We start from the raw sequence: 22,030 nt of genomic DNA, 5'->3' as shown, positions 1-22,030 counted from the left end.
AAAAAGTTAACAGATAATAAGAAAGTAGTTATCCTAAATTGATTTTTAAAGATGTAATGGTTGTGAAATTTAGTAAAGGCGAAATAACCTTTACAAAAAAATTACTTTTATAATCAAAATTTTGTCCATTGATGATTACAAATCAGACTGAAAGATTGAATTTTGCCTCTACAAAAAATATCCCGAACTATCCAGATTTTCTAGATGTTCAGGTTAAATCTTTTCAAGATTTTTTTCAATTAGAAACTAAATCTGATGAAAGAGGCAATGAAGGACTTTATAATACCTTCATGGAGAATTTTCCAATTACAGATACAAGAAATAACTTTGTATTGGAATTTCTAGATTATTTCGTAGATCCACCACGTTACACAATCCAAGAGTGTATCGAAAGAGGTTTAACACACAGTGTGCCTTTAAAAGCTAGATTAAAACTTTATTGTACAGATCCAGAGCACGAAGACTTTGAAACTATTGTTCAAGATGTATATCTTGGGACAATTCCTTACATGACTCCAAGCGGAACATTTGTTATAAATGGTGCTGAGCGTGTTGTTGTTTCTCAGTTGCACAGATCACCAGGGGTTTTCTTTGGTCAGTCTTTTCACGCTAACGGAACAAAATTATACTCTGCTAGAGTAATTCCTTTCAAGGGTTCTTGGATTGAGTTTTCTACAGATATTAATAGCGTAATGTATGCTTATATTGACAGAAAGAAAAAATTACCTGTTACAACTTTATTCCGTGCTATAGGATTCGAAAGAGATAAGGATATCCTTGAAATCTTTGACCTTGCTGAAGAAATTAAAGTTTCTAAAACAGGACTTAAAAAATATATCGGTAGAAAATTAGCTGCACGTGTATTAAATACATGGCATGAAGATTTCGTAGATGAAGATACTGGTGAAGTAGTTTCTATCGAACGTAACGAAATAATCCTTGATCGTGATACAATTATCGATAAAGATAATGTAGAAGAAATCATTGATTCTAACGTTAAATCTATTTTGTTACATAAAGAAGATGCTAATCAAGCTGATTATGCTATCATCCATAATACGTTACAAAAAGATCCAACAAACTCTGAAAAAGAAGCTGTTGAGCATATCTACAGACAATTGCGTAACGCAGAACCGCCTGATGAAGAAACTGCTCGTGGTATTATTGATAAATTGTTCTTCTCTGACCAACGTTACAACTTAGGTGAAGTAGGTCGTTATAGAATGAATAAAAAATTACAGTTGGATATCCCAATGGAAAAGCAAGTGCTTACCAAAGAAGATATCATAACTATTGTTAAGTATTTAATTGAATTGATTAATGCGAAAGCAGATATTGATGATATTGACCACTTATCAAACCGTCGTGTTAGAACAGTTGGAGAACAATTGTCTCAACAATTCGGTGTTGGTCTTGCTCGTATGGCTAGAACTATTCGTGAGAGAATGAACGTTAGAGATAACGAGGTGTTTACACCGATAGATTTGATTAATGCTAAAACATTATCTTCTGTTATCAACTCTTTCTTTGGTACGAACCAATTGTCTCAATTTATGGATCAAACGAATCCATTAGCTGAGATTACGCACAAGAGAAGATTATCTGCGCTAGGACCAGGTGGACTTTCGAGAGAAAGAGCTGGATTTGAGGTTCGTGACGTTCACTATACGCACTACGGACGTTTATGTCCTATTGAAACACCAGAGGGACCAAACATTGGTTTGATTTCATCTCTTGGAGTTTATGCTAAGGTTAACGGAATGGGGTTCATTGAAACGCCTTACCGTAAAGTAACTGAAGGTGTTGTTGATTTAGAATCAACTCCAGTTTATTTAAGTGCTGAAGAAGAAGAAGGAATGTTGATATCTCAAGCAAATATTGAGATGGATGATTCTGGAAAGATTCTTGCTGAAAATGTAATTGCACGTCAAGAAGGAGATTTCCCAGTGATTGATCCTACAAAAGTTGATTACGCCGATGTTGCCCCTAATCAAATTGCATCAATTTCTGCATCTTTAATTCCTTTCTTGGAACATGATGATGCGAATAGAGCATTGATGGGATCTAACATGATGCGTCAGGCCGTACCATTAATTCGTCCTGAAGCACCTATCGTAGGAACTGGATTGGAGCGTCAAGTTGCTTCTGACTCTAGAGTATTAATCAACGCTGAAGGCGATGGTACTGTAGAATATGTAGATGCTAATATTATTACTATCAAATACGATCGTTCTGAAGAAGAAAGAATGGTAAGTTTTGATACAGATGATAAAACGTACAACCTTATTAAATTTAGAAAAACCAATCAAGGAACTAGTATTAACTTGAAACCTATCGTTAGAAAAGGGGACAGAGTTAAATTAGGTCAAGTATTGTCTGAGGGGTATGCTACTCAAAATGGTGAACTTGCTTTAGGTCGTAACTTGAAAGTGGCGTTTATGCCATGGAAAGGATACAACTTTGAGGACGCAATCGTAATTTCTGAGAAAGTAGTTCGTGATGATATTTTTACATCTATTCACGTAGATGATTATTCACTTGAGGTTAGAGATACTAAATTAGGTAACGAAGAACTTACAAATGATATTCCTAACGTTTCTGAAGAGGCTACAAAAGACTTGGATGAAAACGGTATGATTAGAATTGGTGCCGAGGTTAAACCTGGTGATATTCTTATCGGAAAAATTACTCCAAAAGGAGAATCAGATCCTACTCCTGAGGAGAAATTGCTTCGTGCAATCTTTGGGGATAAAGCAGGTGATGTGAAAGATGCTTCATTAAAAGCGTCTCCATCTTTACATGGTGTGGTTCTTGATAAAAAATTATTCGCAAGAGCGGTAAAAGATAAACGTAAACGTACGCAAGATAAAGATGCTTTAGGTGCTTTAGAAATGGAGTTCGAAACTAAATTTGTTGAATTAAAAGACAAATTAGTAGAGAAACTTTTCTTGATCGTTAACGGAAAAACGTCTCAAGGTGTAATGAATGATTTGGGTGAAGAAGTTTTACCAAAAGGTAAAAAATACACTCAAAAAATGCTTTATGCTGTTGAAGATTTTGCTCACTTAAGCAAAGGACAATGGGTAGCAGACGATGCAACTAATAAAATGGTGAATGAATTGATTCATAACTATAAAATTAAGTTGAATGACTTGCAAGGTTCTTTACGTAGAGAGAAGTTCACGATTACTGTAGGGGATGAATTGCCAGCAGGAATCTTGAAATTAGCAAAAGTTTATATCGCTAAGAAACGTAAGTTGAAAGTAGGGGATAAAATGGCTGGACGTCACGGTAACAAAGGTATTGTTGCTCGTATCGTTCGTCATGAAGATATGCCTTTCCTTGAAGACGGAACACCAGTTGATATTGTGTTGAACCCACTTGGGGTACCTTCACGTATGAACATTGGTCAAATTTATGAAACGGTATTAGGATGGGCTGGAATGAACTTGGGTAGAAAATTTGCTACTCCAATTTTTGATGGTGCTTCTCTTGACCAAATCAATGAATTGACTGACGAAGCTGGAGTACCACGTTTTGGGCATACACATCTTTATGATGGTGGTACTGGAGAGCGTTTCCATCAAGCAGCAACTGTAGGTGTGATCTATATGTTAAAATTAGGACACATGGTTGATGATAAGATGCACGCACGTTCAATAGGACCATACTCATTGATTACGCAACAACCACTTGGAGGTAAGGCTCAATTTGGAGGTCAGCGTTTTGGAGAGATGGAGGTTTGGGCACTTGAGGCTTATGGAGCTTCTAGTACGCTACGTGAAATCTTAACAGTTAAATCTGATGATGTTATTGGTAGAGCTAAAACTTACGAAGCTATCGTAAAAGGAGAGTCTATGCCAGAGCCAGGATTACCTGAATCATTCAATGTATTAATGCATGAATTAAAAGGTCTTGGTCTTGATATTAGGTTAGAAGAATAAATAAATTTGCAGTCACAGTCTCAGTATTCGGTTATAAACTGAAAACTGGGACTGAAACTGTTTACTAAGAATATAAGTTTTTTGGATTTAGCCTCGTAAACCGTTCCGATTTTTTATATAGATTTAGTTTTATATAATTAGCACTTTAATAAAAGTTTAAAGTTTAGAGAAGTAATCCAGGTAAATACATAGCACGTGCTATGTACTATAATCAATTTTTTAATTGCAATTAAATCAGTAGTAAAAACTATGATGAATAATAGAAATAATAACAATAATAATAAAGATAAAAATCCTATTAAAAGATTTAGTAAAATCTCAATAGGACTTGCATCTCCTGAATCTATTTTGAAAGAATCAAGAGGTGAGGTCTTGAAGCCAGAAACTATAAATTACCGTACGCACAAACCAGAGCGTGACGGTCTTTTTTGTGAGAGAATATTTGGACCTGTAAAGGATTTCGAATGTGCTTGTGGAAAATATAAAAGAATTCGCTACAAAGGAATCATTTGTGACCGTTGTGGTGTTGAAGTTACTGAGAAAAAAGTACGTAGAGATAGAGTAGGTCACATCAATCTTGTTGTGCCAATTGCTCATATTTGGTATTTCCGTTCTCTTCCTAACAAAATTGGTTATATCTTAGGTCTTCCATCTAAGAAATTGGATATGATCATTTACTACGAGAGATACGTAGTTATTCAAGCAGGTATTGCTAAAAATGCTGAAGGTGAATCTGTTCAAAGATTAGACTTCTTAACTGAAGAAGAATATTTGAACATCTTAGATACTCTTCCAGCTGATAATCAATATTTAGACGATTTCGATCCTAATAAATTTGTTGCCAAAATGGGAGCAGAGTGTATTATGGACTTATTAGCACGTATTGACCTTGATGAGTTATCTTATCAATTACGTCACTCAGCTAATAACGAAACATCTAAACAACGTAAAACTGAAGCTTTAAAAAGATTACAAGTTGTTGAGTCTTTCCGTGAGTCTAACTTAAACCGTGAAAACCGTCCTGAATGGATGATTATGAAAGTGGTGCCAGTTATTCCACCAGAATTACGTCCGCTTGTGCCACTTGATGGAGGTCGTTTTGCAACTTCAGATTTAAATGATTTATACCGTCGTGTAATCATTCGTAACAACCGTTTGAAAAGATTAATGGAGATTAAAGCTCCAGAAGTTATCTTAAGAAACGAGAAACGTATGTTGCAAGAATCGGTAGATTCATTGTTTGATAATACTAGAAAAGCATCTGCTGTTAAAACAGAATCAAACAGACCATTAAAATCATTATCTGATTCCCTTAAAGGTAAGCAAGGACGTTTCCGTCAAAACTTACTTGGAAAACGTGTGGATTATTCTGCTCGTTCGGTAATTGTTGTTGGACCTGAATTGAAATTGTTCGAATGTGGTATCCCTAAAGATATGGCAGCCGAATTATACAAGCCTTTTGTGATCCGTAAATTGATTGAAAGAGGAATTGTTAAAACTGTAAAATCAGCTAAGAAAATAATAGACAAGAAAGAGCCTGTAGTTTGGGATATCCTTGAAAACGTAATTAAAGGTCACCCTATATTACTGAATAGAGCCCCTACTTTACACAGACTTGGTATTCAAGCATTCCAACCAAAATTAATTGAAGGAAAAGCAATCCAATTGCACCCTTTAGTTTGTACGGCATTTAATGCGGATTTTGATGGGGATCAAATGGCAGTTCACTTACCATTAGGACCAGAAGCTATTCTTGAAGCACAATTATTAATGTTGGCTTCACACAATATCTTAAACCCTGCAAATGGAGCACCAATTACGGTACCATCTCAGGATATGGTCTTGGGTCTATATTATATGACCAAAGAGAGATTGTCTACTCCAGAGAAGAAAATTTTAGGTCAAGATCTAGTTTTCTATTCTGCAGAAGAAACAAATATTGCCTTAAACGAAGGAAGATTAGAATTGAATGCTAGAGTGAAAATTAGAGCAAAAGATTTTAATGATGCTGGAGAATTAGTGTACAAAATTATTGAAACAACTGCAGGACGTGTATTATTTAATGAAGTAGTACCAGAAGCAGCTGGATATATCAATGATGTATTAACTAAGAAAAACCTTAGAGACATTATCGGTCACGTATTGAATTCAACAAGTGTACCGGAAACGGCTGCCTTCTTGGATAATATGAAAGATATGGGGTACAAATTTGCCTTTAGAGGTGGATTGTCATTCTCATTAGGGGATATTAGAATTCCAGATCAAAAACCTAAATTAATTGCAGATGCTAGAGAGCAAGTTGAAGGTATCTCTGCAAATTATAACATGGGTCTTATTACAAATAACGAGCGTTACAACCAAGTTATTGATGTATGGACTTCTGCAAATGCACAATTAACTGAGTTGGCAATGAAAAACATTAGAGAAGACCAGCAAGGTTTCAACTCGGTGTATATGATGCTTGACTCTGGGGCGAGGGGTTCTAAGGAACAAATTCGTCAGTTAACTGGTATGCGTGGATTGATGGCTAAGCCTAAGAAATCGACTGCTGGTGGTGGAGAGATTATTGAGAATCCAATTCTTTCTAACTTTAAGGAAGGTCTTTCGATTCTTGAGTATTTCATTTCTACTCACGGTGCGCGTAAAGGTCTTGCGGATACTGCCTTGAAAACGGCGGATGCAGGATATTTAACAAGAAGATTGCATGATGTTTCTCAAGATGTTATTGTTAACATTGAAGACTGTGGAACATTAAGAGGTGTTGAAGTATCAGCATTAAAAAAGAATGAAGAAATTGTTGAATCATTAGGAGAAAGAATATTAGGACGTGTTGTTTTACAAGACGTAATTAATCCTTTAACTAATGAAGTTCTTATCGAATCTGGTCAACAGGTTACTGAGGCAATAATGAAACGTATTGAAGCTTCTCCAATTGAAGGAGTAGAAGTTCGTTCACCGTTGACTTGTGAGGCTGTTAAAGGAATTTGTGCTAAATGTTACGGTCGTAACTTAGCAACTGGTAAGATGACACAAAGAGGTGAAGCAGTTGGTGTAATTGCAGCACAATCTATTGGAGAGCCAGGAACACAGTTAACTTTACGTACTTTCCACGTTGGAGGGGTTGCAGGGGGTATTTCTGAAGAGTCTAGTATCGTTACTAAATTTAATGGTAAGCTAGAAATTGAAGATTTAAAAACTGTTAAAGGTGAGGATAATGATGGTAACGCAGTAGATATTGTAGTTTCACGTTCTACTGAATTGAAATTAATCGACGAGAAAACAGGTATCTTATTAAACACTCATAATATTCCTTACGGATCAAGTATTTTTGTGAAAGATGGTCAATCTGTTGGAAAAGGTGATACAATTTGTAAATGGGATCCATATAATGGAGTTATCGTTTCTGAATTCACTGGTAAGATCGCTTATGAAGATTTAGAGCAAGGACAATCATTCATGGTTGAAGTGGATGAGCAAACTGGTTTCCAAGAAAAAGTAATTTCTGAAGCTAGAAATAAAAAATTAATTCCAACTTTATTGGTTTACGGTAAAGATGATGAGTTAATTCGTTCTTATAACTTACCTGTTGGAGCCCACTTAATGGTTGAAAATGGTGAGAAAATTAAGGCTGGTAAAGTCTTAGTTAAAATCCCACGTCGTTCTTCTAAATCAGGAGATATTACTGGAGGTTTACCTAGAATTACTGAGCTTCTAGAAGCACGTAATCCTTCTAATCCAGCAGTAGTTTCTGAAATTGATGGTGTTGTTTCTTTTGGAAAAATTAAAAGAGGTAACCGTGAGATTATTATCGAATCTAAGTTTGGTGAAATTAAGAAATACCTAGTTAAATTATCAAGTCAAATTCTTGTACAAGAGAATGACTTTGTAAGAGCAGGTGTTCCTTTATCTGATGGAGCAATTACTCCAGAAGATATCTTGAGAATTAAAGGGCCAGCAGCTGTTCAGCAGTATTTGGTTAATGAAATTCAAGAAGTTTACCGTTTACAAGGGGTGAAAATTAACGATAAGCACTTTGAGGTAGTAATACGTCAAATGATGCGTAAAGTTAGAGTTCAAGATCCAGGAGACACATTATTCTTAGAAGATCAATTGATTCACACTAAAGATTTTATCTTTCAAAACGATAAACTTTATGGTATGAAAGTTATTGAAGATGCGGGAGATTCTGCTAACTTGAAAGAGGGGCAAATCGTAACACCTCGTGAATTGCGTGATGAAAATTCATTATTGAAACGTAACGATCAAAATATCGTTGTGGCTCGTGATGTAATCACAGCAACTGGTACTCCAGTATTACAAGGTATCACAAGAGCATCTTTACAAACTAAATCATTCATCTCTGCTGCTTCTTTCCAAGAGACAACTAAGGTATTGAACGAAGCTGCAGTTGCAGGTAAAATCGATTACTTAGAAGGATTGAAAGAAAATGTAATTGTAGGACATAGAATTCCTGCAGGAACTGGTATGAGAGAATATGATAATGCTATTGTAGGTTCAAAAGAAGATTACAATGATATGATGGCTAATAAAGAAGAATATATTTACTAACTTTAGTAATAAGTCCATAGTAATTAGTGATTAGTCTCAGGGCTAATCACTTTTTGCTATCATTTAGTTGCTAATCCTTACTACTTAAATCATGAAAGAACAACAAGACCAGATCAATATCGAATTAGATGAAAAAACGGCTGAAGGAATTTATTCTAATTTGGCTATTATAAATCATTCTTCATCAGAATTTGTGCTTGACTTTGTAAGTATCATGCCGGGTATTCCTAAAGCTAAAGTGAAATCAAGAATTGTCTTGACACCACAACATGCAAAAAGATTGGTAAAAGCTTTATCAGAGAATATCCACCGCTTTGAAGCCGCTCATGGCGAAATCAAAGAGACTGAACAACCTCCTATACCGCTTAACTTTGGTCCTGCGGGACAAGCATAATCAAATACAATATAAAAGGCTCCATCACGGAGCCTTTTTTTTTGCTTTAGAATTTACACGGATTGATGGGGACTTTTCCGGATATTATAATCGGATGAAGTGCTTATTTAATCTGTGTTCTGCACTTGGTTTGTTTGTTAACGAGTATTCTAGCTGTTCATCGTAAATATTTTATATAGGCCTATTGCGGTTGTATCTTTGTACAAGAATTAGCACTGATAGCTAACCACATATAAAAACAAATCCCAATGAACACTACAAATACACAAAACAATTCAAAAAACTTGGTAACAATTTTATCAGTATTTGTTTGTGCTTTGATGTTCAGTTTTTCTGGTTATAGTCAAAGTGCAGTAGGGTCAGAATTAGCTTCTTCAACAAATGAAGGAACTATTACTAAAGAAATTAAAGCAGATAATTCTAAAGCAAATGCTAACATGGAGTTTGTTCAATGGTTTATGGGATCAAAACAAAATCCTAATTCTACAATCTCTACTGAAGGAATCAATACAAAAAAGCAAATTATGACTTCTGGGATTGCTCCAAATAGAGTTCTAATAAAAGCTTTCTTAAAAAAAGCAGTTAATTATGAAACTGCTTTGTCATAATATTAATTATAATTTTAGTTGTATGTTTAACGTTGATCGTAATTGATCAGCGTTTTTTTTTGCGCTAAAATGTATTGTAGTACTAGTATACAGCGCTACTTATTAGATGGTATTAAAATCCTATTGGTTTTATTTTATTCGAAAACACAAAAAAGTCGGAGTAGTTTAAAACCACTCCGACTTTCTTATAAGGTATTACTATTACAGTAAAATGCTATGAAAATTACTCAAACTCTGAAGTGAAGAATAATTTCACTGAAGGGTATTTGTTCTGAGTCATTTGAATTGTAAAATCAGAATCGGCTAAGAATACTAGTTGACCGTATTTGTCTTTAGCTAGAAATTTCTGTTTAATACGTTTGAATTCTTTAAACTCTTCGTTTTTAGGATCGTTAGGTTTAACCCAACAAGCCTTGTGTACCGGGAAGTTTTCATAAGTACATTTAGCTCCATATTCATGCTCTAAACGGTATTGAATTACTTCGTATTGAAGCGCACCTACCGTACCAATTATTTTACGGTTGTTCATTTCTAATGTAAACAACTGTGCTACTCCTTCATCCATCAATTGGTCTACTCCTTTGTCAAGTTGTTTAGCTTTAAGAGGATCAGCATTATTGATGTATCTAAAATGTTCTGGAGAGAAACTTGGAATACCTTTGAAACTCATGATTTCTCCTTCAGTCAAAGTATCTCCAATCTTGAAATTACCTGTGTCATGTAATCCTACAATATCGCCAGGGTATGAAATGTCTACAATCTCTTTCTTTTCTGCGAAGAACGCATTAGGACTAGAGAATTTAAGATTTTTCTTTAAACGTACATGATAATAGGGTTTGTTACGTTCAAATGTTCCAGATACAATTTTGATAAAAGCTAATCTATCACGGTGTTTAGGATCCATATTTGCATGAATCTTAAATACAAATCCTGACATTTTTTCCTCTGTAGGATCTACAAGTCTTGTCTCTGATTCCTTTGGGCGCGGTGAAGGTGCAATAGATACAAAACAATCTAATAATTCTCTAACACCAAAATTATTTAAAGCTGAACCAAAAAATACAGGTTGTAATTTACCATCTAGATAATCTTGACGATCAAATTTAGGGTATACTTCATCAATTAATTCTAACTCTTCACGTAAAGTATCTGCTGGCTTTTGGCCAATAATTTTTTCTAATTCAGGATTTTGAACATCAGAGAAAGCGATTGTTTCCTCGATATTTTTACGGTTATCCCCGCTAAATAAGTTAATGTTTTGTTCCCATAAGTTGTAGATTCCTTGAAAATCATAACCCATACCTATAGGGAAACTCAACGGAGTTACAGTTAAGCCTAATTTTTGCTCCACTTCGTCCATTAAATCAAACGCATCTTTTCCTTCACGGTCCATTTTATTAATGAAAACGATAATAGGAATCTTTCTCATTCTACACACAGATACTAATTTCTCTGTTTGTTCCTCAACTCCTTTTGCAACATCAATTACCACAATAACACTGTCAACAGCTGTTAATGTTCTAAAAGTGTCTTCTGCAAAATCCTTGTGTCCAGGTGTATCTAGAATATTGATTTTCTTGTCTTGGTAATTAAAGGCTAGGACAGAGGTTGACACAGAGATTCCTCTTTGACGTTCAATCTCCATAAAGTCACTAGTCGCTCCTTTTTTTATTTTATTATTCTTTACCGCACCAGCTTCTTGAATTGCCCCTCCAAAAAGTAACAGTTTTTCAGTCAATGTAGTTTTACCAGCATCGGGATGCGATATAATTCCGAACGTTCTACGACGTTGTATTTCTTTTAAAAAGCTCATATTATTGTAAATAGTTTGCAAAAGTACTATTTATAAACGCCATTTAAAAAAAATGAGACTTTCTTTTAAATCTAGGTGGACTAAAATTGTGCTACTGATGAATTATTTTTTCTTAAATATTTATTTTCGAATGTAAAAAAGCTAAAATTGACGCTAAGTTGACTAACTAGTGGTAAAGTTTAGGGATAGATAAAGTTGTTTTTTATTCGAATAATAAGGAACATCAATTAGGTTTTTTGTTGCTGCATTTAGATTTGTGATTTTATAGTGTCCTGAACTGTTCGTAGTAAAAAATACTTTTAATATACTAGACGAGAGGGAGTGTGGATATGTTGAATTATAGGTATACTAGCAGTATTATGTAGATATTAACTTCGATCTGTATAATATTTTGTTAATACTATGAGCATAAGTTGTAATATGTAATCGAATTGTTATTTTTGTCCGCCTTAATATTAGAAAACTCATTGTAAGTACATTTTCATTTGTTAACTGTAATGGTGTATATTTGGACTCAAATAAATAATTTTATAAAATAGTACGGTAATAAAAACAATATAAATTAAAATATAAATCATATAATGCTATTAAAAACAATACAAATGAAGTCTGTTAATATTACTATTGCTTTTGTGCTTTTTCTATTTTCAACAACGGTTATGCAAGCGCAGGAAATAATCAAGGATAGCGTTGTTGCTCCTGTTAAAAAAGTACAGTCGACTGGTGGGAGACAGAAAATTGATGGTATTATTGCTACTGTAGGAGACTACATCATTTTAGATTCAGATATTGATAAATCATATTTAGAAATTTCAGGTCAAGGAGGATCTATCAAAGATATTACAAGATGTCAAATGTTAGGGAAATTGATGGAAGATAAGCTTTATGCACATCAAGCCGTTCAAGATAGTATCAAAGTTACTGATGCTGAAGTTAAAGGAATGATGGATGAGCGTATTAATTACATGGTTGGCCAAATTGGCTCTATTGAAAAAGTAGTTGCGTATTACAAAAAAGATTCAGAAGAGGAATTCAAGAGTTACTTTTTTGATATTTTGAAGGAGCAAAAGTTAAGCTCTGAGATGACTAAAAAAATTGTTGAGGAAGTTGAAATTACTCCTGAGGAGGTGCGCAATTTCTTTAAATCGATCCCTAAGGATGAATTACCACAATTTGGTGCAGAAATGGAAGTAGCACAAATTGTTGTTACACCTAAGATTTCTGATGCTGAAAAACAAAAAGTAATTGATCGTTTAAAGATGTTTAAACGTGAGGTTGAAGAAGGCTCTAGTTTTGCGACTAAAGCAGTTTTGTATTCTCAAGATAAAGCTTCGGTTCCTAACGGAGGTTATTATAAAATGAATAGAAAAACACCTTTTGTAAAGGAGTTTAAGGAGGTTGCTTTTAGTTTACAAGAGGGGGAAATATCAGAGCCTTTTGAAACTGAATTTGGATATCATATTATAATGGTAGACAAGATTAAAGGGCAGGAAGTAGAATTAAGACATATTTTATTGACTCCGTCTGTATCAGAAGATGCAATACAGGTTGCAAAAGAAAAAATCACTCTTATTCGAAATAAAATTGTTAATAAGGAAATTAGTTTTGCTGATGCTGCAAGAACAGAATCTGATCAAAAAGAAACTAGAGCTAACGGTGGTGTCTTGATTAATCCAAAGACGCAAGATACGCGTTTTGAATTGACAAAAATGGACCCTAGTTTATACAGTCAAGTTTCTAATTTAAAAGATGACGAAATCTCTCAGCCTATTTTTGAGACTGGTGAGAATGATAAGAAGACTTACAAACTAATCACTGTTACTAATAGAATTAATGAGCATACTGCTGATTATGCTACAGATTACATTAAGATTAAAGAATTAGCCTTAAAAGAGAAACAAATCAAAGCAGTAGGGAAGTGGTTTAATGAGAAAATAAAAGAAACTTATATTAAAGTTTTAGGTGAATATAGAGATTGTGAATTTACAAATAACTGGTTAAAGAAATAATATTTCTAATAGTTAATAAAAAAGAGTTAGTTTTATGATATCATAAGCTAACTCTTTTTTAATTTAAATACATTTGAAAATGTCTGATGTAGCAGCAATAAATAATTTGGTTCAAAAGCGTATCCAACTCAAAAATGAAATCGCAAAAGTTATTGTAGGTCAAGAAGATGTCATCGATCAAATATTGATTTGTGTCTTTAGTGGCGGACATGCCTTGCTAGTGGGGGTTCCTGGTTTAGCCAAAACATTACTAGTAAACACTTTGGCGAAAGCCTTAGGCTTAGATTTTAAACGTATTCAATTTACGCCAGATTTGATGCCTTCGGATATATTAGGAAGTGAAATTCTAGATGAAAATAGACGGTTTAAATTTATTAAAGGTCCTGTGTTTTCTAATATAATCTTAGCAGATGAGATTAATAGAACACCGCCTAAAACGCAAGCTGCTTTGTTAGAAGCTATGCAAGAGCGCTCAGTAACTATTGCAGGGGAGCGTTATGGGCTAGATTTGCCTTACTTTGTTTTAGCTACGCAAAATCCTATTGAGCAAGAGGGAACCTATCCGCTGCCAGAAGCGCAATTAGACCGCTTTATGTTTGCTATTAAATTAGAATATCCTTCTTATGAGGAGGAAGTCGAGATAGTAAAAAGAACAACTATTGATGGTGAGGAAAGCGTAAACTCTTTATTTACTTTTGATGAGATAATAGGATTCCAACAGCTAATTCGTAGAATTCCTATTGCAGATAATGTGATAGAATATGCCGTTACTCTTGTAGGGAAAACGAGACCAGCAAGCAGTTCAGCGACCGACTTTGTGAAGAATTATTTAGATTGGGGTGCAGGTCCAAGGGCTTCGCAGAATTTAATCCTGGCGGCAAAAGCTAATGCTGCATTCAAAGGTAAATTTTCTCCAGATATTGAAGACGTTAAGGCAGTTGCAGTTGGTATTCTAAGGCATCGTATTATTAAGAACTATAAAGCAGAGGCTGAGGGATTAACAGAAGAATCTATCATAAATAAACTTTTATAAATACAACATTTAATGCATAATTAAGAAGCTTCAAGTTCCTACTTGAGGCTTTTTTTATGTACAAGAAATTAGTTTTGTACTCACAGAATATAGTGGTTAGTATTAACGGAATGCTACTTATAATTTAAACAAGCTATTTTTTTATTAATTGCGAGTTTACTTCGGATAAAGATCTGCGTTCGTGTGTGTGTAAAGAATAGTGTTTAATTATTAACATATTACTTGATGTATTCGTATTTAATTTTCAAAACATAAATAATTTTTATATATATTTGGCTCGACTAATTGGTAAACCAATCTAACAAACCAATTTATTTAAAACTAATTTATGAAAACAAACCAAATTACTTCAGGTCTAAGCGACTTGACTTTCAAGAAAGGAAAAGTACTTTTCTTAGGACTTACAATGCTATCTCTTTTATCATGTGATAAAGATGATGTTGAAGAATCTGCTGTTGCTTCAGTTGTATCAGTTGCTGATACAGAATCAGTTTCTGATGCATCACTAACGGCCAAAACGTTTTACCCAGCAGCTCAATTAGGAATTTCAGCCAGTACTTGGAAGATTAATTCGCATACGGGTAGCCCTTCCAATAGTAAGTATTGGGATGATATTACAGATTCAGGTGTATCTTATGCTACATATAAAGATAACAATTATCTATATAGTGGATCATATTGGACTTGGTTTAAGACTTGGAGAGGTTTAAAAACGTCAAGTTCATCTAGTAATCCAAGAGTTGAGTTGAGAGAAATGACTAATGGAAAGGAAGCAAAATGGGATGGTTCTCAAGGTACACACACGATGACTTGGACAGTTAAAGTAACCCAACTTCCTAAAGGGGAGGATGGCAAAACAGGAGTGCTATGTTTTGGACAAGTTCATGGTCCAGAGAAAAATGTTAAAGGTGTTGAAGTAGACGATATTATTAGAGTGCAATTCTTGGGTTCAGCGAATCAAAAATCAGGTGCTGTTAAATTGAAGGTTAGCGGGTATATTACTGAAAAAGTGCTTGGAGGTAGTAAAACTTTTGAGGGATACGAACTAGGTACTCAATATACATTTACAATTAAGTATACGTCTAGTACTGTTTATTTGTATAACGGTTCTACATTGGTATTTAGCCAAAAAATGAATACTTCAACCGAAGGGAATTATTTTAAAGTTGGTAATTATTTACAGTCAGTAAAAGGATTAAGTTACGATGGTTCTTTTGGCTTGGTCGCTGTAAGAAGTTTGAGTGTTAAACATACATAATAAATAGTATTTTTTTTTACTAAAGGGGGCTATCTTGTTTTAGATAGTCCCTTTTTATATAAAACAGATTGTTTTTGATGGCTAATCTCTTTTTACTTATCAAGAAAATTCCTTGTTGAGAAGCAATTCTCGAATCAACAATATTTGCTTCTTAAATTAGCAATAATGTAGTATTAAGTTAAAAATATGCTTTTTTGTTAATTTTATTCAATGTAAGCTCTTATTTTGCAATAATAATTTTTCAAAAGCCTAGTTCCATTAAATTTTTTTTAAATCTCACCAATAATCCTTAAATTTGCAAGACGAATAAATAAAAAACACCTATATATTATGGCTTTTGATATTGATATGATTAAAAAAGTGTATGCAAACATGACTACTCGTGTTGATGCAGCACGTGAAGTTGTTGGACGTCCATTGACTTTGACTGAAAAAATCTTGTACAACCACTTGTGGGAAGGAAAAGCGAATCAAGCTTTTTCAAGAGGTGTTGATTATGTAGATTTTGCTCCAGATAGAGTAGCTTGTCAAGATGCGACGGCTCAAATGGCTTTGTTGCAATTCATGCATGCAGGAAAGAAAACAGTTGCTGTGCCAACTACAGTACATTGTGATCACTTAATTCTAGCTAAGGTAGGTGCTGAGAAAGATTTAGCATTTGCAAAACAACAGTCAAGTGAAGTTTTTGACTTCCTTTCATCTGTTTCTAATAAATACGGAATTGGATTCTGGAAACCAGGATCAGGAATTATTCACCAAATTGTTTTAGAGAACTACGCATTTCCTGGTGGAATGATGATAGGTACTGACTCACATACTGTAAATGCAGGTGGTTTAGGTATGCTAGCAATTGGAGTAGGTGGAGCTGATGCTGTTGATGTAATGTCAGGAATGTCATGGGAATTAAAGTTTCCTAAATTAATTGGAGTAAAATTAACTGGAAAATTATCTGGTTGGACTGCACCAAAAGATGTTATTTTAAAAGTAGCTGATATCTTAACTGTAAAAGGTGGTACAGGTGCTATTGTTGAATATTTTGGTGAAGGAGCTACAAATATGTCATGTACTGGTAAAGGTACAATTTGTAATATGGGAGCAGAAATTGGAGCAACTACTTCTACTTTTGGATATGATGATTCTATGCGTAGATATTTATCTGCTACAGGACGTCAAGACGTTGTAGATGCAGCTGATGAAGTGGCTAGTTATTTAACTGGAGATCCAGAAGTTTATGCAAACCCTGAGCAATATTTTGATCAAGTTATCGAAATTAACTTATCAGAGTTAGAGCCACACATTAACGGACCATTTACACCAGATAGAGGTACACCAGTTTCTGAAATGAAAGCTGAAGCTGCTGCTAACGAATGGCCATTAAAAGTAGAATGGGGATTAATTGGTTCTTGTACAAACTCTTCTTATGAAGATATGGCTCGTGCAGCGTCTATCGTTAATCAAGCTGTTGAACACGGAATTACACCTAAAGCTGAATTTGGAATTAATCCAGGTTCTGAGCAAATTAGATATACAATCGAAAGAGACGGAATTATCGCTACTTTTGAAAAAATGGGAACAAAAGTATTTACTAATGCTTGTGGACCATGTATTGGTCAATGGGATAGAGCAGGTGCTGAAAAAGGAGAGAAAAATACTATTGTACACTCTTTCAACCGTAACTTTTCTAAAAGAGCAGATGGTAACCCAAATACACATGCCTTTGTTACTTCACCAGAGATGGTTGCTGCTTTAGCAATTTCTGGAAGACTAGATTTTAACCCACTTACTGATACTTTATTGAATGATAAAGGAGAAGAGGTTATGTTGACTGCTCCTTATGGAGATGAGTTGCCTAAAAGAGGTTTTGATGTAGATGACAATGGATTCCAAGCGCCAGCTGCTGATGGATCTTCAGTTAAAATTGCTGTTAGTGAGACTTCTGATAGATTGCAATTATTAGCGCCTTTTGATGCATGGGATGGTAAAAATATTACTGGAGCTAAATTATTAATTAAAGCTTTTGGAAAATGTACTACAGACCATATCTCTATGGCTGGACCATGGTTGCGTTTCCGTGGACATTTAGATAATATTTCTAATAATATGTTGATAGGAGCAGTAAATGCTTTTACTCAAAATACAAATTCAGTAAAAAATCAATTGACTGGATCTTACGATGCAGTTCCTGCTGTAGCGCGTGCGTATAAAGCTGCTGGAATTCCTTCTATTGTTGTGGGTGACCACAATTACGGTGAAGGATCTTCTCGTGAACATGCTGCAATGGAGCCTCGTTTCTTAGGTGTGAAAGCTGTTTTAGTGAAATCTTTTGCTCGTATTCACGAAACAAACCTTAAAAAACAAGGATTGTTAGGATTGACGTTTGCAAACGAAGCTGATTACGATCTAATTCAAGAGGATGATACTATAAACATTATTGATTTAGTTGATTTTGCTCCAGGAAAACCACTTACAATAGAATTTGTTCATGCTGATGGAAGCAAAGATTTAATCTTAGCTAACCATACTTATAATGCAGGTCAGATTGGATGGTATGTTGCTGGGTCAGCATTAAATTTAATTGCTGCTGAAGCATAATTAAACTTTTATTATAGAATACTAAAACGTCAAGCAATTGCTTGACGTTTTTTTTTACGCTATTATTTTGTTAAAGTGTGTATAAAAGTTTGACAATAATTTTTATTGTTCAAATTATGAATTAAATTCGCTTTTAAAATACTTTTATCGCTATTTTAGCGTTGGATTACAAAACTGCAAATAAATTGTACTTGTTTGTGCAATTATTAATAGTCGTATTTAAAATTATTATTGAATCAAAAAAAACGTTTATGAAGTATTCTGGTTGGATTTTAGGACTCTTTTTAATTGGTGGATTTAGTGGATTTTCTCAACAAAAATATACAGAACACACCGTAGCAAAAGGAGAGACAATCTCTAAAATTGCACAGCAATATAATGTAAAACCTAGTGAAATTTATACGTTAAATCCAGATTCACGTAAGGGGATAAAATTAAAATCTACTTTGCTTATTCCTAAAGCTGCTGATGTTAAGGTAGATCCTGTTAAAAATGTAGTAGCGACAAAAAGTTACAAAGCATATCCTAAAGAAACACTTTACAGCATCGCTAAAAAATATGGGATTACAGTTAGTGACCTATACCAATTGAATCCTGGCTTGAAAGCTACTGGATTAAAAAACGGACAGCAAATTAACGTTCCCAATACTACTGCTACCGTAGAAAGAGTAGCTAATACAGAGACTCAAAGTAAACCTCAATTAATTCCTATCGAAAATACAACTGCTAAAACAATTGCAGCAACTGATGGAACTATAGTTAGAGAAATTCAAGCAACAGAAACTAAATATGCAATAGCAAGAGAATATGGTATTACCGTTGCTGATCTTGATAAAGCCAATCCTATTTTAGAATCGGAAGGTTTGAAAGTAGGTCAAAAAATTATCATTCCGGTAAAAAACAATACTAGCGTTGCGGTCCAAACTATTGCAATGCCTGTCAAGAAAGAGGAGCAGCTGCAAGTTGCGGTTGCTGCAGTAGATGTTGTAAAAGGGAAAGAAATTAAAAAACCAGAAATTCAAGCTATAAAAGCTGAAAAACTCGAAGAGATTGTGCCTGAATATACCGTTGTTCGTGAGGTACTAGCTAGAGAAACAATCTATGGAATTGCTAAAGAATACGGAATTACTGCTAAAGAGTTAGTAAATCAAAACCCTAAAGTTAGATCAGGATTACCAGTAGGTTACAAATTAAATATTACAAGTACTAAGAAAGTTGAAACAGCTCCTATAACTGAGGCGATTGCTAGTACAGAAGAGAAAGAGAATACCGATAAAAAGCATAGTATAAATACAAGAGACGAAGAATTTCTTGATAATTTAGTGAGCGCAGCCTCAGAAAATTTGGGAATACGCTACCGTTATGGTGGTACTACCAAAAACGGAATCGATTGCTCAGCACTAATGTGTACTACTTTTAGCAATTTTGATATTCAACTTCCTAGGACTTCAATAGAACAATCTCAATACGGAACGGTTATTAACAGTGACGAAGCTAAAAAAGGAGATCTTATCTTTTTTAAAACTAGTCGAAGAAATCGTATCAATCACGTAGGTATGATTGTAGATACTAGCGATGGGGATATTAAATTTATTCATGCGTCAGTTAGTGAAGGTGTAATTATATCTTCTGTAAAAGAGAAATACTACAGTAAAAAGGTATCGCAATTTAATCGCGTTCTTTAATATAAAATTCTTAAAATGCTCTCCGGAGCATTTTTTTTACTCTAACTTTACTAGAAGCACTTAAAAAACTACTGATTGTCCCATAGCTTCAACGCGATCGTGATCATTCTTTAAGTTCATATATTGATTTTTAAGCATCGCTAATTCATTTAGTGATAAATCCGTTCCATGTTCTCTAATGGTATCTTCATAATTTTTTTTGACAAGACCTTCTCCTTCTTCGCATGCGTCTAAAATTACTTTTCTGTCCTTTGTATTTAGTGCCGTTTTTACAGAATCCCAAGTTTTAAAAAATGAAGCTTTTGTTCGATTACTGATAAAGGCTTCCGCTTCTAGTCTTTTAACTTCAGATAATAATTCTGATTTACATTTTACGCTTGTTTGTATAAACTGTGAGAACAATAATTTTAGGTCATTCTCGTCTGTCTCATGTATTGCCATCTCATAGCCTTCTATTCGATCATTATTTACTAAGATTAGATTATTCAATAATCCAATAGTTTTTATATCATCCATCATACCCGCATTTTAATTTGAGTTCTTCTCTAATTGTTGTACAAAGATGACTCTTTTCTTGAATTTTAATATTACGGGATTTTTACAAAAGTTTATGCATTATCCATATTTTCAATAGAGTAGTGAGTGAATTGCATCTCACTTTTATTTAGTAAAATTAAAAAGCCACCATTGGTTAATGGTGGCTTCAATAATGCTGTTATTTCGAATACTAAGTTTTTAAAATTCCTTACAGTACATGGTAGGCAAGTATTTTTTGAACTTCATATACATTCACTGATTTATTGAATTGTTTTCGAATACTAGGCTGCAGTTCACTAGATACCCATATTTTTAATTCGGCATCTAAATCAAATGTTCCGGCAGTTTCAATGCTAAATCTAGTGATGCTTTTATAAGCTATTGATTTGTATTCTGTTTTACTAGCTGTCAGACCTTGTTTGTCTACTAAGATTAATCTTTTTGTAGTAAAGAGGAAGGTATCTCTAATTAGTTTGAATCCTAATTCTATTTGTTCACCTTCGATCAATAATTGTCCATATTCTTTAAATAGTTGCTCTTGACTTACTGAACCGGCGTTACCTAAAAGTGCTGAAAATAGTCCCATCTTATATAAATTATTTGTTGTTTAAACTAGTGATAATCGCCATGACATCTTGATCGCCTAAACCTTCTGCTTGAGCTTTACTAAAACTATTATAAAGTGGATCAATCAGCGGTGCATCTAAACCAGCTTCCTTAGCTAAGCGTAGGTCTTTAACTAAATGTTTAAGTGCAAAAGCTGCAGGGTAGGAATCATTTAAAATTGAGGGCGCCTTAATGTTTGTGATTCCGTTAGCGCATGCACCTTGATTAATTATTGTAAGCATATCTTCTTTACTAACACCATTTTTCTCAGCAAATAATACGGTTTCTGCTAAGCCTTGTAAATTTAATCCTAGGAGATAGTTTATAGCCAGCTTTGCAGAGCTACCAACACCTGCTAACCCTACATTAATAGCGATTTTTCCTAACACGTCAAATACTGGCTTGGCGTACTTAAAATCAGATTCATTTGCACCTACTAATATCACTAAGGCACCGTCTTGTGCAGGTTTTACACTTCCGGATACTGGTGCATCAATAAATTTTAAATCTTTGTCTGCACATATCGCTGCTAACTTTCTCGAAGTTTCAGGCGACACCGTACTCATATTAATGATCGTTTTTCCGGAAATTTGTGATGAAGCGAGGCCATCTTCGCCATTAAAAACTGCCAATACCGCATCATCATTTGATAACATTGTAATTACGATATCACAAGAATCTAACAACGAGGCTGGAGAAGTAGCTGATTTTGCTCCCGCAGCTATTAAATCGGCCTCTTTTTCCTTTGTACGATTATATACAATAACTTCGAAATTTGCCTTTAATAAATTTTTCACCATTGGATTCCCCATGTTTCCAAGGCCTATCCATCCTATTTTTAATGTATTCATTTTATAGTGTGCTTTTAATTGTTCGGTACTAATTGTATATGGTTATTATGGTAACTAAATTAGTTCTTAATTTTGATTCCTTGCTCTTGCAATACTTATAGTTTTCCTAAATTTTCACACTATTTGTCGCT

Annotated in this window: 13 protein-coding genes; 9 read left to right on the top strand and 4 right to left on the bottom strand. The window is 34.2% G+C overall.

Annotated elements, in window-relative coordinates; all coding sequences use genetic code 11:
• The first annotated feature begins 131 nt into the window (after window positions 1–131).
• The 4 genes from rpoB (at window position 132) to HNQ00_RS04900 (ending at window position 9,515) form a co-directional block, all read left to right on the top strand.
• Window positions 132–3,944, top strand: coding sequence for a DNA-directed RNA polymerase subunit beta (gene rpoB, locus HNQ00_RS04915; protein WP_173837218.1), 3,813 nt, complete (start codon window positions 132–134; stop codon window positions 3,942–3,944).
• A 249-nt stretch (window positions 3,945–4,193) separates the two neighbouring features.
• Window positions 4,194–8,513, top strand: a complete 4,320-nt coding sequence (rpoC, locus tag HNQ00_RS04910) for a DNA-directed RNA polymerase subunit beta' (RefSeq protein ID WP_173837217.1) — start codon at window positions 4,194–4,196, stop codon at window positions 8,511–8,513.
• A gap of 91 nt (window positions 8,514–8,604) precedes the next feature.
• Entirely contained in the window at window positions 8,605–8,907 is a 303-nt protein-coding gene (locus HNQ00_RS04905; RefSeq protein ID WP_173837216.1) for a DUF3467 domain-containing protein, read from the top strand.
• Window positions 8,908–9,155: 248 nt separating this feature from the next.
• Window positions 9,156–9,515 carry a hypothetical protein gene (locus tag HNQ00_RS04900; RefSeq protein WP_173837215.1) on the top strand — a complete coding sequence of 120 codons (360 nt, stop codon included), beginning with the start codon at window positions 9,156–9,158 and terminating at the stop codon, window positions 9,513–9,515.
• A gap of 223 nt (window positions 9,516–9,738) precedes the next feature.
• On the opposite strand, the gene HNQ00_RS04895 is transcribed toward HNQ00_RS04900, so the two are convergent.
• Complete coding sequence (locus HNQ00_RS04895; protein WP_173837214.1) at window positions 9,739–11,328, bottom strand: peptide chain release factor 3; 1,590 nt, start codon at window positions 11,326–11,328, stop codon at window positions 9,739–9,741.
• A 581-nt stretch (window positions 11,329–11,909) separates the two neighbouring features.
• On the opposite strand from HNQ00_RS04895, the gene HNQ00_RS04890 reads away from it, so the two are divergent.
• The 5 genes from HNQ00_RS04890 (at window position 11,910) to HNQ00_RS04870 (ending at window position 19,905) form a co-directional block, all read left to right on the top strand.
• Window positions 11,910–13,337: a peptidylprolyl isomerase gene (locus HNQ00_RS04890; protein ID WP_173837213.1), complete on the top strand. Its 1,428-nt coding sequence runs from the start codon at window positions 11,910–11,912 to the stop codon at window positions 13,335–13,337.
• Between the two features lie 79 nt (window positions 13,338–13,416).
• Window positions 13,417–14,370 carry an AAA family ATPase gene (locus HNQ00_RS04885; protein ID WP_173837212.1) on the top strand — a complete coding sequence of 318 codons (954 nt, stop codon included), beginning with the start codon at window positions 13,417–13,419 and terminating at the stop codon, window positions 14,368–14,370.
• A gap of 328 nt (window positions 14,371–14,698) precedes the next feature.
• Entirely contained in the window at window positions 14,699–15,628 is a 930-nt protein-coding gene (locus HNQ00_RS04880; protein ID WP_173837211.1) for a polysaccharide lyase family 7 protein, read from the top strand.
• A 330-nt stretch (window positions 15,629–15,958) separates the two neighbouring features.
• Complete coding sequence (locus HNQ00_RS04875; RefSeq protein WP_173837210.1) at window positions 15,959–18,220, top strand: aconitate hydratase; 2,262 nt, start codon at window positions 15,959–15,961, stop codon at window positions 18,218–18,220.
• Window positions 18,221–18,471: 251 nt separating this feature from the next.
• The gene (locus tag HNQ00_RS04870; protein WP_173837209.1) at window positions 18,472–19,905 is read left to right on the top strand and encodes a peptidoglycan endopeptidase; all 1,434 of its coding nucleotides are present in this window, start codon (window positions 18,472–18,474) and stop codon (window positions 19,903–19,905) included.
• A gap of 60 nt (window positions 19,906–19,965) precedes the next feature.
• Here HNQ00_RS04870 and HNQ00_RS04865 read toward each other — a convergent pair whose 3' ends face one another.
• The 3 genes from HNQ00_RS04865 to HNQ00_RS04855 all read right to left on the bottom strand — a co-directional run bounded on the left by HNQ00_RS04865 (window position 19,966) and on the right by HNQ00_RS04855 (window position 21,899).
• On the bottom strand, window positions 19,966–20,424 hold the full coding sequence (locus HNQ00_RS04865; protein WP_173837208.1) for a PA2169 family four-helix-bundle protein: 459 nt from the start codon (window positions 20,422–20,424) through the stop codon (window positions 19,966–19,968).
• A gap of 226 nt (window positions 20,425–20,650) precedes the next feature.
• Window positions 20,651–21,028 (bottom strand): PH domain-containing protein, encoded by a 378-nt coding sequence (locus HNQ00_RS04860; protein WP_173837207.1) that lies wholly within the window; start codon window positions 21,026–21,028, stop codon window positions 20,651–20,653.
• 10 nt (window positions 21,029–21,038) lie between these two features.
• Window positions 21,039–21,899 carry an NAD(P)-dependent oxidoreductase gene (locus HNQ00_RS04855; protein ID WP_173837206.1) on the bottom strand — a complete coding sequence of 287 codons (861 nt, stop codon included), beginning with the start codon at window positions 21,897–21,899 and terminating at the stop codon, window positions 21,039–21,041.
• Window positions 21,900–22,030 lie beyond the last annotated feature (131 nt).

Origin of the sequence: Flavobacterium aeripolare (assembly GCF_013294025.1) — a bacterium.
Taxonomy (GTDB): Bacteria; Bacteroidota; Bacteroidia; order Flavobacteriales; family Flavobacteriaceae; genus Flavobacterium.
The sequence above is the reverse complement of the archived record's forward strand: the minus strand, read 5'-3'. Positions and strand labels throughout refer to the sequence as shown.

Excerpts from the sequence above, each read along its gene's own strand:
- rpoB (WP_173837218.1), top strand. The coding sequence starts at position 132 with ATGATTACAAATCAGACTGAAAGATTGAATTTTGCCTCTACAAAAAAT.
- rpoC (WP_173837217.1), top strand. The coding sequence starts at position 4,194 with ATGATGAATAATAGAAATAATAACAATAATAATAAAGATAAAAATCCT.
- HNQ00_RS04905 (WP_173837216.1), top strand. The coding sequence starts at position 8,605 with ATGAAAGAACAACAAGACCAGATCAATATCGAATTAGATGAAAAAACG.
- HNQ00_RS04900 (WP_173837215.1), top strand. The coding sequence starts at position 9,156 with ATGAACACTACAAATACACAAAACAATTCAAAAAACTTGGTAACAATT.
- HNQ00_RS04895 (WP_173837214.1), bottom strand. The coding sequence starts at position 11,328 with ATGAGCTTTTTAAAAGAAATACAACGTCGTAGAACGTTCGGAATTATA.
- HNQ00_RS04890 (WP_173837213.1), top strand. The coding sequence starts at position 11,910 with ATGCTATTAAAAACAATACAAATGAAGTCTGTTAATATTACTATTGCT.
- HNQ00_RS04885 (WP_173837212.1), top strand. The coding sequence starts at position 13,417 with ATGTCTGATGTAGCAGCAATAAATAATTTGGTTCAAAAGCGTATCCAA.
- HNQ00_RS04880 (WP_173837211.1), top strand. The coding sequence starts at position 14,699 with ATGAAAACAAACCAAATTACTTCAGGTCTAAGCGACTTGACTTTCAAG.
- HNQ00_RS04875 (WP_173837210.1), top strand. The coding sequence starts at position 15,959 with ATGGCTTTTGATATTGATATGATTAAAAAAGTGTATGCAAACATGACT.
- HNQ00_RS04870 (WP_173837209.1), top strand. The coding sequence starts at position 18,472 with ATGAAGTATTCTGGTTGGATTTTAGGACTCTTTTTAATTGGTGGATTT.
- HNQ00_RS04865 (WP_173837208.1), bottom strand. The coding sequence starts at position 20,424 with ATGATGGATGATATAAAAACTATTGGATTATTGAATAATCTAATCTTA.
- HNQ00_RS04860 (WP_173837207.1), bottom strand. The coding sequence starts at position 21,028 with ATGGGACTATTTTCAGCACTTTTAGGTAACGCCGGTTCAGTAAGTCAA.
- HNQ00_RS04855 (WP_173837206.1), bottom strand. The coding sequence starts at position 21,899 with ATGAATACATTAAAAATAGGATGGATAGGCCTTGGAAACATGGGGAAT.